Consider the following 13,253-nt stretch of genomic DNA (forward strand, 5'->3'; position numbering starts at 1 on the left):
TAAGGCTGAGTTAAATTTGATTTCATTTGAATTAGCGAACATAGTCAAAAAATTCAATCAAAGCAGAATGAAAAGTTTGCCTCGATGTGAAGATTCTGCTATAGATAGCGGCCGTTCTTAAGGACGCCCTACAAACGCAAATGATTACAGGAGATGCGTTATGCCTGAAGGCACCAAAAAACTTGGCGTACTCGCTATCGCAGGTGTAAATCCTTACCAGGAAAAGCCGGGTGAGGAGTATATGAACGCTAAGCAACTGGGTCACTTCAAGACAATTCTTGAAGCTTGGCGCAATCAGTTGCGTGAAGAGGTCGACCGTACTCTTAGCCACATGCAGGACGAAGCCGCAAACTTTCCCGATCCTGTTGACCGTGCAGCACAAGAAGAAGAGTTCAGCCTCGAACTTCGTGCTCGCGATAGAGAACGTAAGCTGATCAAAAAAATCGAAAAAACACTGCAAAAAATTGAAGAAGACGATTTCGGCTTCTGTGATTCTTGCGGTATCGAAATCGGCATCCGCCGTCTCGAAGCGCGTCCAACAGCCGATCAATGCATCGACTGTAAAACGCTTGCAGAGATCAAAGAGAAACAAATGGCTGGTTAATCAAGCATATTGGGCGGGGATTTCCCCGCCTATTTGTTTCTAGCAACTCGTAATCTCGACGAGCTTAAGCCAAGCTCACTCCAATTTACCCCGATTCGCTTTTCTCTTAGCATCCCTCTAAAATACATCCACTTTTACCGTCGCGACTTTAAAACGCCATCTAGTTGTTATGTCAAAGCCATTACATTCCGATTTATCCAGCCAGCCCTATGTCGGCCGCTTTGCGCCTTCGCCTTCGGGTGCCTTGCACTTTGGCTCGCTTATCGCCGCCCTTGGCAGCTATCTCCGCGCCCGCTCGCTACAGGGTAAATGGCTAATCCGCATCGAAGATATAGACCCACCACGAGAAGTCAAAGGTGCCGCCGATGATATCTTACGCACCTTAGAAGCCTATGGATTTGAGTGGGATGATGTGCCTCTGTATCAAAGCCAGCGCACAGCAGCTTATCAAGCGCAAATTGACTCGCTGCTCGCCCAAGATAAAGCCTATTTCTGCCAATGTAGTCGCAAGCAAATTCAAGCCATGGGCGGCGTCTACGATGGCCGCTGCCACCGATTGCCACAAACCCAGTCTGCAAATCTTGTTAGGTCGGGTGCGGTGCGAATCGTCAACATGGCGCAAGTGCAAGAATTTGATGACAATCTAATGGGCCATATTTGCGTTGATCGCCATTTTGCCGCAGAGGATTTCATCATCAAACGCAGTGATGGTCTGTACGCCTATCAACTGGCCGTGGTACTCGACGATGCTTATCAAGGGGTCACCGAAGTGGTTCGAGGCTGCGACTTAATCGAGGCCAGTTGTCGCCAACTGAGTTTGTATCAAAGCTTTGGTTTAGCCGCACCGCAATGGCTGCACTTGCCACTCGCCTGCATAAGTAAAGGCTTTAAGCTCTCAAAACAGAATCATGCACAGGCAATTGATACACTTAATCCACAGGCGAGCCTCAATGCGGCGCTGGCATTTTTAGGCCAACAACCCGTTGAGACCCATGGCTCTGTGGCGCAAATGCTCGCTCAAGCCGTGGATCAGTTTCAATTATCCACTATACCGCAACAATCTGAGATACTGATCGAGCCCTGATATACTCATTAGGCCGCATTTGGTATATGATAGCCGCCAGATTTTTAATCAAATAACAGATCATATTTCGAGGTGTCCCATTTTTCGCCGTATCAGCCAATTCTGCAAACAGCTATTTGAAGACGCGCCTAAAACGACCGCTCCGACTCCAGCTCAGATTGAACCAACAACACCTGAACAAAGTTCCGGTGCTTTGAGTTTAGAGTTAGTACCAAGAGATGCCCATACCATCTCGCGCAAACAAATCAGCGAGAATGCCCTTAAGGTATTATACAGACTGAATAAATCTGGCTTTAAAGCCTATTTAGTCGGCGGCGGTGTACGCGATTTACTCTTAGGGATTGAACCGAAAGATTTCGACATAGTGACCAATGCAACACCGGAAGAAATCAAAAAATTATTCCGTAATTGCCGTGTTGTCGGTCGCCGTTTCCGCTTAGCGCACATTGTTTTCGGTCGCGATGTGATTGAAGTCGCCACCTTCCGTGGTCACCATGGCGAAAGTAATGAGAAAGTCTCTAAAGCCAATGCCGAAGGGCGTTTGCTGCGCGATAACGTCTATGGCGAAATCGATGAAGATGCCGAGCGCCGCGACTTTACCGTCAATGCCCTCTATTACGATATCAGCGATTACTCGATTCGCAGCTATGGCGGCGGTATGGCCGATCTCAAAGCGGGCACCCTAAGATTAATTGGCGATCCAGAAACCCGTTACCGTGAAGATCCGGTGCGTATGTTAAGGGCAGTGCGTTTCGCCACTAAACTCAACATGGGTATCGAAACCGTCACAGCCGCGCCGATTAAACAATTAGCGCCGCTGCTAAAAGATATTCCGGCAGCACGTATGTACGAAGAAGTGTTAAAACTCTTCTTTGCAGGCAAAGCCTTAGCCAACTTCGAACTGATGCAAGAATACAAGCTATTCGCGCCGCTGTTTCCGCAAGTGGCCGCTCTGCTAAAAGATGATCCTAAAGGTACGACCATGAAAATGGTGCAAGCCATCATGAAGAGCACAGATCAAAGAGTTAACGAAGATAAGCCGGTCACACCTTCATTCTTCTATGCTGCGCTTCTCTGGTATCCACTGCGTCAACGCGCCGAAGATATTGCCGTTGAAAGTGGCCTGACGTTATACGATGCCTTCTTTGCCGCCATGGGCGATGTGATGGAGCAGCAATGCCAAACCATTAGCATTCCGCGCCGTTTTAGTACGCCGGCAAAAGACATTTGGCAATTGCAGTTACGCTTCGATCGTAGCCAAGGCACCCGCGCCTTTAAACTGATGGAACACCCTAAGTTTAGAGCCGCATATGATTTGCTCTTGCTCAGGGGCGAAGTCGAAGCGGGTAATGTCGCTAAAAGTGCCGCTTGGTGGCAACAATTTGTCGAAGCCGATGAAACAGAACGTTTAGCCATAGCGCGTAGCGGCAGTAAATCGCCAAACCGCAACCGTAATGCCACCCAACGTCGTCGCCGTCCTCGTGCACCAAATGCCGATGGTTCAGCGCCGACGAGCGCACCTAAAGCGAGTGGCACACCTAAAGTTAAAACGGCTGAATAATGCCCCGCGTCTACGTCGCATTAGGCGCAAATCTTGAAGATCCCAAGGCTCAATTGGACAATGCCGTGACGGCATTGTCCGCCTTAGACAATAGGCTCGTCGTTTCTCCCTATTACCATTCGACGCCCATGGGCGATGTCGTGCAACCCGATTATATTAATGCGGTGGCGAGTTTCGATACTGATCTTGCGCCATTAGCTTTACTCGATGCACTGCAGCATATTGAAAACACCCAAGGTCGAGTCCGCCTAGAGCGTTGGGGGCCTAGAACCTTAGATCTCGATTTACTCTTGTATGGTAATGAGAACATTGATATTCCTAGACTCAAAGTGCCCCACTACGGCATGAAAACGCGCAGCTTTGTGCTCGTGCCTTTAGCCGCAATTGCACCGGATCTGATTCTGCCTTGCAACACTGCCATCGACAGTCTTATCGATACAAAAATGTTGGCCGAGTTACAACAACTGGGCATTGATCATTGAAGTCCGTCCTCAGTTAGCTTATAACACCACTTCTATTTGGTTTGAAGATCATCCATATGTCTAAAATTACTAGCTCAACCCTGTTGAAATACAAACAGGAAGGTAGAAAATTCACGGCACTGACAGCCTATGATGCCAGTTTTGCCAGCGCGTTCGATAGCGAAGGTGTCGATGTGCTGCTGGTCGGCGATTCTTTGGGAATGGTTCTCCAAGGCCATGACGATACCCTGCCCGTCACTACTGCAGAAATCGCTTACCATACTCGCTGTGTTCGTCGCGGTATTGAACGTGCCCTGCTGATCGCCGATATGCCCTTTATGAGTTACGCCACGCCAGAACAAGCCATGGTCAACGCCACTGAGTTAATGCAAGCTGGCGCGAACATGGTCAAAGTCGAAGGCGGCCACTGGTTACTCGAAACCGTCACTAAGCTCACCGAACGCGGTATTCCTGTATGTGCCCACTTAGGCTTAACGCCTCAGTCGGTTCATGTGTTTGGTGGTTTTAAAGTGCAAGGCCGCGATGCCGAAAATGCCCAGCGCATCCTCGACGAAGCTAAGGCTTTAGAAGCCGCGGGGGCTCAACTACTCGTAGTGGAATGTATCCCTGCGCCTCTCGCTGCGGCGATCACTCAAGCCTTAACGATTCCAGTCATTGGAATTGGCGCAGGCGCATCGACCGACGGCCAAATATTGGTGATGCATGATGTGTTAGGTATTTCAAGTGGTTACATTCCTCGTTTCTCGAAAAACTACCTAAAACAAACCGGTGAAATTCGTTCTGCGGTACGTGCTTATATCGACGAAGTTGCCCAAGGAACTTTTCCTGGCGAAGAACACACTTTTAACAAATAACAGATTTATGCAAGGTAAGGCTCAATGATCACTAGCGCCCATATTGATGATATTCGCACTCAAGTGCGTGCATGGCGTGCCAAGGGCGAGACTGTCGCCTTTGTGCCGACCATGGGCAATCTCCATCGGGGACACATCACCTTAGTGAAAGAAGCGGCTAAACGTTGTGATCATGTGGTGGTATCGATTTTCGTCAATCCAATGCAGTTTGGCCAGAACGAAGATCTCGATGCCTACCCACGCACACTCGCCGCCGACAGTGAAGCCCTCACCGCCGCTGGCGCTGAGTTGCTGTTTACCCCAACACCAGCCGTGATGTATCCCAAGGGCTTAGCGCAACAAACCTATGTTGAAGTGCCAGGTATTTCAGATCTGCTCTGCGGCGCTAGCCGTCCGGGGCATTTTCGTGGCGTTGCGACAATCGTCTGTAAACTATTCAACATAGTACAGCCCGATGTGGCACTCTTTGGCAATAAAGACTATCAACAGCTATTAGTCATTGAAACTATGGTTGAAGACTTGTCATTACCGATTGAGATTATCGGTGTTGATACCATACGTGAGGACTCAGGTTTAGCCATGAGTTCGCGCAATGGTTATCTCACCGCCGCAGAAAAAGCCGCGGCACCAGCGTTAAAACAGGCAATAGATGCTATGGCTGCAGGGATCAAACAAGGTCAGAGTGTTGATGCTGTCACCGAGCAAGCGAAAATCAGTTTAGTGGCGGCGGGCTTTACGCCGGATTATCTGGAAATTCGTCATGCCCACACGCTTGAGAAAGCGCAGAGCCAAGACCAAACCTTAGTCATTTTGGCCGCCGCCTATATAGGTAAAGCGCGACTTATCGACAACTTAAGGTTCGATCGCTAATCTCTTAAGCGTTATCAATAAATAAAAAGGAGCAGTCGCTCCTTTTTATTTACCTAATGACCGACCAGAAGCTATTTTCTTCTTTAGAATCAATCCAAGCGCCAAAAATTTGAAGCGTCAAAAAACTGGTTTTATCCCTAAATTTACGCCATAGTATGATGCAGATGTTAATTTAAGGTAAATGATTAGCGGCAGACATTGACGAGTGAATTTGACCTTATAATGATGCATGGCTAATCCTTTAATTTATTGGGCTTAACAGCCGGTTAAGCCTAATAAAAAACGGTTATAAAGGCATAATAATGTAAACGTCACAATCATTATTTATCATGCTTAATCAAACAATTAAATCATAATAGCTATGCAAGTGTACAAAGGATTTGTGGCCTCATGGCAAGACTGATACTCACCCTAATTTGTGTTATTTTGCCCACTGCAATACAGGCAAATACCATTTATAAATGCCGTAAAGATGACAAAATTGTCTTTAGCCAAACCGCTTGTCCGCAGGAATTTAGCCAACATAAAATCGAATACCAGTTAGGGATAACGACTGAAGTAGACTCTGATAAAAGAGACATTCCTGTCGATCCCTTACACACTCTACTGAATAGCCGAACCATTTCTAAAGAAAAATTATTGCAGTTACTCGACGGCGAGATATATCGTCTTAAGCAGGAAAATAGCTATTTTGAAATCCTGCGCGCCAGTGAATTGCAGAAATTAGAACGTAAGCGTTATTGGCAAAATAAAGAGAAAACCGATCCTGAATACATTAACGAAATGGACGATATCAATTCTCGCTTCAATGCGTTAACTGTGAGTAATAACAGCGCGATGCAACAACTGCAAGACCGTAAAAGCCAAATCAGTACAGAAGCATTCCATGAAGAGTTAAAAGAACCAGAAAAGCACTGATCTCGCATAAAACAGTAGTATTAATCTTTTCTCTACCCCATTAAGGAATTTAATCATAATAATGGTTAATTTTCCGCTCACAGTAATGTCCCTTTATTTAACCTAGGATTCATTACCGCAAAGACAAGAAGCCTGTTGTTGCACACTGGGTAAATGACATAGGTTGCTACAGTTAATTAAACCCCACAGCAGTTTCTCGCTGGCACAAACGCGTGCTTTTTTATCAAGAAAATGCAAACGCGATAGTCGATGTATTTCCCTTCACTTGTTATTGCATTGTTTAAAAATCAAATACTCTCTTCACAACAAATACGACTTAACTACTAGGACAACTAGGCTAGACCCCTTAAATAAAAACACGTCAATAAACATATAAAATCTATTTAATCAATACGATATTAATACAGCCATCATTTACCTTCCGTTAATCCTTTCTAGAATAAATACCCGTTTGGCCAATTGCGACATATTAACGGGACTCGTATCTTCAGGTCTGAATTTGGGATGCAAGTTGCTTTAAGCAGCCCAAGATATTTGATGCAAGGAGTCACCCGTGCCAAATACCTCTATACGCTTTTTGGTGCCGCTGATCTTGCTCTGTAGTTGTATGACTTCAGCACAAGAGCTGAATGTCAACGAGTTACCCGTAACCCTTCAGGCATTACTGGAACGTTCCGGTCGCGATAACCTTATCGAGCTGGTTCAACAAGGCACTGCCAACCAAGGATTACTGTTCCAGTCAGGCAGCGATAACAAGGCCGATGTAACACAAGTGGGCAATGATAACGATGCGCTAATCACACAGATTGGTTCAAACAATGAAGTCCAACTACTGCAAGTCGGCAGTCAAAATACGGCTTCAGTGACACAAATTGGCAATGACAATCTCGTGCAACTGAACCAACTAGGAAGCGGCAACTTTTCGATTCAACAGATTGCGGACGGTGCTGCAATCTCAATAACTCAATATTAAACAGGGAGCGTCACATGAAATCACAAGCTAAAAAATCACTTATTGCTTTGGCCATTGCAACAGGTTTAAGCGGTCAAGCTTTTGCTGCCAGTACAGTGAGCGAAATTAGCGTAGTACAGTCAGGCCAAGCCCAAGACACTTTAGTCTCACAAACGGGTGGCCTTAACGCTGCTGCGGTTGTGCAAACAGGTACAGCTCAAACCGCAACTGTCATCCAAGACGGTGTGTGGCATGAAGCGGCTATTAATTCAACGGGTGATGATAACAAGGTCCAAATAACGCAACAAGTTGACTGGCATGTGGCAAGTGCAAATGTTGTAGGTGACAACAACAATGTAAATGTGTCGCAAAATGGTTTCTTTAACCAAAGCAGTAGCGATGTTACTGGCAACGATAACACGGTATTCGTTAACCAATTAGGCGAAGTCAACGAAAGCCAAGTTGAAATCACTGGCGCTGAAAACAGCGTGTTTGTTGAGCAAGAAGGCGACGCAAACTTTGCAGTTTTTCGCGTTGAAGGCAGCAACAACGACGGTAAAATCACACAAATCGGTGACAACAACCAAGCAGGTTTAATCGCTCTCGACTTAACCGCTAACGTGGGTAACAACAACGACGTTTCTGTTAATCAAGCGGGTAACAATAACTTTGGCGCAGCGAAAGGTATTGCAGGTAATGACAACACAGTAGACATGGTCCAAAAAGGTGATAACCATGTTGGCTTCGTTTACGCACTGGCCGGCAGCGATAACGATATTTCAATGGATCAAAAAGGTAACGGCAACACGGCTTATCTTGCGATGACTACGGGTGATGACAACAGTGTCGATATTACTCAAAATGGCAGCGGCAACACTATCGGTGATACTTTAGTGGCCGATATCCAAGGTGATGATAACGATATTACTATCACTCAAAAAGGCGATGTCAACGGTGCGGAGTTCCAAGTATGGGGCGATAGCAACGACGTTGACTTGAAACAAAAAGGCGATGCGAACTTCGCGACCTTTGGTGCATACGGTGCAGATAATGACTTCGATTTATCTTCTAAAGGCGATAACAACGAAATCATTGCCTTCGCTGATGGTGAAGATAACAGCATTGAAGTCAGCCAAGAAGGCGATGAGAACTTTGCTTATGTAGATGCCGTGGGTAGCGATAACGAAGTTGATGTTGAGCAAGATGGCGCTGAGAACGAAACATTGATTTCTGTTACTGGCAACAACAATGCCGATGTCAGCGCACTTCAAAGTGGCGATCTTAACGTTATTGACCTGATTATTGAAGGTGATGAAAACACCGCGCAAATTACTCAATCAGGTAAAGGTAACTGGGTAGGCGGCGATAGCGACACTTCATTTGCTTCAAATTCATTTGGCGTTAGCGGTGACAATAACAGCCTGTCAATCACTCAAACGGGTAATGACAACTTAGTGTTAGGTTCTCAAGCAGGCACTAACAACAGCATCAACGTGAACCAATCAGGCAATATGAACGTTGCCACTGTAGTGCAATACTAATCAATACTGTTAAACCACCACAGCTAAACTCTTTGGTGGTTTATAAAATGGGTGTTAAACAAAAAGCGGGAATGTTTAAATAAACATTCCCGCTTTTCTATGTTGATATGCCAGCAATCATTAACCACTCACAGCGAAAAGCTAACGACCAATATCTTTAACTGACTAACTGCACAGCTCAAAGTGAGTTTGATAGGTTTGCGCCCAACGTAAAAGCTCAACCCGATTACGAGACTGGGTCTTGCGGAAAATAGAAGAAATATGCGCCTTCACTGTATGTTCGCTGATACATAACCTATGAGCGATTTCTTTATTCCTCGCACCACTCGATACGAATTGAATGATAGTGCGTTCACGGGATGTCAGCATCTGCAGCATAGCCACAGTATCAGAGGGCATTTCATTATTACCTTCTAACTTTTGTACGACACGGCGGAACATTTTGCTTAGCAAAGTTCTATCGTACCAAAGTTCCTCTGCCACCATTTTACGTAAACCCGTTAACATCAGATCCATACGTTGATCGGCAAATAAAATACCTCGAATGCCGAGTAACATTGCAGATTCTTGGTCTAAGGAGTCTCGCTCAACTTGATACAGCGCCACAGGAAAATGTGACACTAATCGCGAAGCTAACAGAGGTATCCCTTTGTTATCTAATGCTGAACCTTTTTGGGTGATCAGATAAAAACTACGGCGACTCTTGTCTAAATCCAGTTCAGCCGCATGCTTTACTATTCGCGTTTTCAAACCTATGGATTCAGCGAGTAACGCTAAATGACATGGCGCGGCCATTTGGTGTAAAAAAACCAATTCATTAATTGTGCTCAATGACTCTCCTCCCTGAAAAGTATTCTCTATTGCAAAATGGTATGTTTGACTCGTCTTTTTAGTTAGATTTTTCAACATTCCATTAACCTAGTTAATTCTGACTAGTTAACGATTGAAAAACATCACCCAAATGTACTATTCCCTGTTTAATGCTAGTAGGTTCGACTAACTCACCACAATAAAATGGAATAACAGTCAAAAATACCGTTTTACTTGGCCAACGCCCAGCACCTAATACTTTCCAACTATGACGTTATCAATCCAAAGTTGCAACACAAAGAAAACACAATAACAACACTAAAGTATGACAACTCAATGTCATCACACTCACACCATATATTTCAGGGAAGAAAGTCTTACAACTCAAACAGAGAGCATCACCCACTTTTAGCCGCTAAATCCTCTGCTTGAGTCTCGCGATTTGTTTATCTTGAAAACGAGACAGTAAAGCTAACGCGACAATTGCGCCAATGAGGGCAAGAAACATGTCGGATTGGGTATCCCATACATAGCCTTGAGTCCCTAAAAAGGCTTCAGCCCCTTCGCCGGTTGCCACGGCAACCCACCATTCGATCAGTTCATAAAACGCCGAAAATGCGAGCACAAAACAAGTAGCAAGAAACGCGCACCAAGCCCCAGGTTTGACAGCTTGATTACGCAACATAATTTCACGGGCGAGCATGGCTGGGATAAAACCTTGCGCAAAATGACCCACTTTATCGTAATTATTACGTTCTGAACCCATCCAATCCGCAATCGTGTCGAATAACGGCACTTCAGCGTAAGTATAATGAGCACCTACAAACAACACACAGCAGTGTATTAAGACGAGAAAATACACTAGAGGTGTTAGTGGAAAACGTTTGCGAGTAAAGAATAAAATCGGTACAGCAATCAATGCAGGTAAGGCTTCGAGCCACCATGTGAAAGGATCTGCGGGTTTTATCGCCGACCACACCAAAACTGAGAGGTAAATACCGCACCATGCGATTTTGTTATTCAATGTTTCTTCCTCTTATGCGATATTGTTCTAAATTTAGAATATTAACTTTAGCCATCTAGCCCTCCACACTGAGCAAAAAAAGTGCTATTTTGGTGGGTGAAGGTTGTGAGCATATCATAAGAAACATTTCTATTAATTAGAGGGTACCCATATCATGGCGAAACATTCGCTGGACAAGGATAAGATCAAGATCCTGCTGTTGGAAGGCGTCCACCAATCTGCGGTCGATGTATTTGAACGTGCGGGATACACCAATATCGAATACCACAAAGCTTCCTTAAGCGATGAAGCCTTACTTGAGTCCATTAAAGATGCGCATTTTGTGGGACTTCGTTCGCGTACCCAATTAACTGCAGAGGTGCTGAAACGTGCCGAGAAGTTAATCGCGATAGGATGTTTCTGTATTGGAACCAACCAAGTTGACCTTGCCACCGCCGAATCCCTTGGTATCCCAGTATTTAACGCTCCCTTCTCAAACACTCGCAGTGTTGCAGAACTCGTGATTGGCGAAATCATTATGTTGATGCGGGGTATCCCTGAACGCAACGCTATCGCTCACCGTGGCGGCTGGATGAAAACCGCAGCGGGCAGCTATGAAGTGCGTGGTAAAACCTTAGGTGTAATTGGTTACGGCCATATTGGTACTCAACTTGGCATTCTGGCGGAAACCTTAGGTATGCGCGTCGTGTTCTTCGATATCGAAGACAAACTGCCACTAGGTAACGCACAACAAGTCCATTCGTTGGAACTCCTATTAGCACAAGCTGATGTAGTAAGCTTACATGTCCCTGAAACTCCACAAACAAAAGACATGATAGGCGCTGCCGAGTTTGCAGCAATGAAAAAGGGCAGCATCTTTATCAACGCATCACGCGGTACTGTAGTCGATATTGAAGCTTTAACCGTTGCGTTAAAAGAACGTCACCTCGCAGGTGCAGCAATCGATGTATTCCCCGTTGAACCACAATCGAATGACGATGAATTTATCAGTCCTCTACGCGGTTTAGACAATGTTCTACTCACGCCGCATGTGGGCGGTAGCACGGCCGAAGCCCAAGAAAACATTGGTATCGAAGTCGCGGGTAAGCTCGCTAAATACTCAGACAACGGCTCAACCGTTTCTGCGGTTAACTTCCCTGAAGTGTCATTACCAACGCATAAAGGCACCTCGCGCTTGCTGCATATTCACCAAAACCGTCCGGGCGTGTTGATCAAGATCAACCAAGCCTTCTCGGAAAAAGGCATCAACATCGCCGCCCAATATTTGCAGACCACCGCAGAAATTGGTTATGTCGTGATGGAAGTAGACACAACTCAAGCGGAAGAAGCCTTAGTTGAACTCAAAGCCATTGAAGGTACATTGCGTACTCGCGTGCTGTTTTAAACTTTAAACTCCACTCGCTTTAAGCCTATCGACTAAAGCACACATATTAAGGCGCACAGATCATTCACAGATATGTGCGCCTTATGCTTTTGAGCCAACTGGAATTCCGTTACAATCTAGCCTCTCACATCGTCTTCATTTTCAGGATCTCGCTATGACTATTTCAGTTTCTACGCCCCATTGGGATCTGGACGCTACCTTGCCTCCACTTATGCTTGCCAACTTATCTCATTTGGGCCTCATCAAAGTCGTTGGAGAACAAGGCCGCAGTTTTATCCATGGCCAAGTGACCACAGACATCAGCTCATTGGCCACAGATCAATGGCGCTGGGGCGCGCATTGCGATCCTAAAGGTAAAATGCTGGCCAGTTTCAGAACCTTTGCCATTCAAGATGCACTCTTTATGTTGATGCCAAAGGATGCCATCGAAGTCGATTTACCCCAGTTACAAAAATATGCCGTTTTTAGTAAAGCCACCCTAAGCAATGCATCCGCTGAGTGGACTCTGCTCGGGGTTGCCGGTGAACAGGCAAGCCAATTCGTGAACAAACATTTTGGTGACATTCAGCAAGAGCTCACACTCATTGAAAATGGTGCGATTTTAAAAGACGCTGAACGTTTTATTTTAGTATTAACACCAGATGCCGCAGCGGCTTTAGTTGCGCAATCGGAACTGAGTGTATTTGACGCCAGTGCATGGCAAGCGTTAGAGATTGCAGCAGGTTACCCCAACCTTGCCGCCAGCCATGCCAGCCAGTACGTACCGCAGATGTGTAATCTACAAGCGGTTAACGGTATCAGCTTCAACAAGGGCTGCTACATGGGACAAGAAACCATAGCGCGAATGAAATATCGCGGTGGTAATAAACGCGCCCTGTATATTTTGCACGGCCACACTAGTCTTCAAATCACCCTAGCATCAGGCCTTGAAATCGCGATGGAAGACAGTTTTCGCCGTGGCGGTCAAATCATTGAGTTTGTACAGCGCGGCAACCAAGTCTTGTTAACCGCCGTACTTCCTAATGACACGGCTAATGATACTCAGCTACGTTTTGCCGACGATGAACAATCACATTTAACGATCCAAGCCCTGCCCTACTCATTAGATGAAGCGTAATGCTTTGATTTAATATGATTAGTATAAAATATTGAAGCAGAATAAAGGCGCC

Annotated in this window: 13 protein-coding genes; 11 read left to right on the plus strand and 2 right to left on the minus strand. The window is 45.6% G+C overall.

Going from position 1 to position 13,253, the window contains the following annotated elements; translation table 11 throughout:
• The first annotated feature begins 160 nt into the window (after window positions 1–160).
• The 9 genes from dksA (at window position 161) to L5M17_RS03975 (ending at window position 8,866) form a co-directional block, all read left to right on the plus strand.
• The gene (gene dksA / locus L5M17_RS03935; RefSeq protein WP_006082967.1) at window positions 161–604 is read left to right on the plus strand and encodes an RNA polymerase-binding protein DksA; all 444 of its coding nucleotides are present in this window, start codon (window positions 161–163) and stop codon (window positions 602–604) included.
• A 169-nt stretch (window positions 605–773) separates the two neighbouring features.
• The gene (gluQRS, locus tag L5M17_RS03940) at window positions 774–1,688 is read left to right on the plus strand and encodes a tRNA glutamyl-Q(34) synthetase GluQRS (RefSeq protein ID WP_263145351.1); all 915 of its coding nucleotides are present in this window, start codon (window positions 774–776) and stop codon (window positions 1,686–1,688) included.
• Between the two features lie 19 nt (window positions 1,689–1,707).
• Entirely contained in the window at window positions 1,708–3,249 is a 1,542-nt protein-coding gene (locus tag L5M17_RS03945) for a polynucleotide adenylyltransferase PcnB (protein WP_173497280.1), read from the plus strand.
• Window positions 3,249–3,731, plus strand: a complete 483-nt coding sequence (gene folK, locus L5M17_RS03950) for a 2-amino-4-hydroxy-6-hydroxymethyldihydropteridine diphosphokinase (RefSeq protein ID WP_263145355.1) — start codon at window positions 3,249–3,251, stop codon at window positions 3,729–3,731. Before L5M17_RS03945 ends, folK begins: the two co-directional genes overlap by 1 nt.
• Before the next feature lie 56 nt (window positions 3,732–3,787).
• On the plus strand, window positions 3,788–4,585 hold the full coding sequence (gene panB / locus L5M17_RS03955; protein WP_028761774.1) for a 3-methyl-2-oxobutanoate hydroxymethyltransferase: 798 nt from the start codon (window positions 3,788–3,790) through the stop codon (window positions 4,583–4,585).
• 24 nt (window positions 4,586–4,609) lie between these two features.
• The gene (panC, locus tag L5M17_RS03960; RefSeq protein WP_173246722.1) at window positions 4,610–5,455 is read left to right on the plus strand and encodes a pantoate--beta-alanine ligase; all 846 of its coding nucleotides are present in this window, start codon (window positions 4,610–4,612) and stop codon (window positions 5,453–5,455) included.
• Window positions 5,456–5,845: 390 nt separating this feature from the next.
• Window positions 5,846–6,373, plus strand: coding sequence for a DUF4124 domain-containing protein (locus L5M17_RS03965; protein WP_263145357.1), 528 nt, complete (start codon window positions 5,846–5,848; stop codon window positions 6,371–6,373).
• Between the two features lie 553 nt (window positions 6,374–6,926).
• Window positions 6,927–7,346 (plus strand): curlin, encoded by a 420-nt coding sequence (locus tag L5M17_RS03970; RefSeq protein ID WP_105251518.1) that lies wholly within the window; start codon window positions 6,927–6,929, stop codon window positions 7,344–7,346.
• A 14-nt stretch (window positions 7,347–7,360) separates the two neighbouring features.
• On the plus strand, window positions 7,361–8,866 hold the full coding sequence (locus L5M17_RS03975) for a curlin (protein WP_263145361.1): 1,506 nt from the start codon (window positions 7,361–7,363) through the stop codon (window positions 8,864–8,866).
• Between the two features lie 165 nt (window positions 8,867–9,031).
• Here the strand turns inward: L5M17_RS03975 and L5M17_RS03980 are convergent, their stop codons facing one another.
• Both L5M17_RS03980 and L5M17_RS03985 read right to left on the minus strand, forming a co-directional pair.
• Window positions 9,032–9,697, minus strand: coding sequence for a helix-turn-helix transcriptional regulator (locus L5M17_RS03980; protein WP_014611267.1), 666 nt, complete (start codon window positions 9,695–9,697; stop codon window positions 9,032–9,034).
• Between the two features lie 394 nt (window positions 9,698–10,091).
• Complete coding sequence (locus tag L5M17_RS03985; protein WP_105251516.1) at window positions 10,092–10,700, minus strand: DUF2238 domain-containing protein; 609 nt, start codon at window positions 10,698–10,700, stop codon at window positions 10,092–10,094.
• Between the two features lie 154 nt (window positions 10,701–10,854).
• Here L5M17_RS03985 and serA point away from each other — a divergent pair, with 154 nt between their 5' ends.
• Both serA and ygfZ read left to right on the plus strand, forming a co-directional pair.
• On the plus strand, window positions 10,855–12,084 hold the full coding sequence (serA, locus tag L5M17_RS03990; RefSeq protein WP_105251515.1) for a phosphoglycerate dehydrogenase: 1,230 nt from the start codon (window positions 10,855–10,857) through the stop codon (window positions 12,082–12,084).
• Window positions 12,085–12,238: 154 nt separating this feature from the next.
• Window positions 12,239–13,201 (plus strand): tRNA-modifying protein YgfZ, encoded by a 963-nt coding sequence (ygfZ, locus tag L5M17_RS03995; protein ID WP_263145364.1) that lies wholly within the window; start codon window positions 12,239–12,241, stop codon window positions 13,199–13,201.
• The last annotated feature ends 52 nt before the right edge of the window (window positions 13,202–13,253 follow it).

The organism is Shewanella sp. SW24 (assembly GCF_025653395.1).
GTDB lineage: Bacteria > Pseudomonadota > Gammaproteobacteria > Enterobacterales > Shewanellaceae > Shewanella > Shewanella oncorhynchi.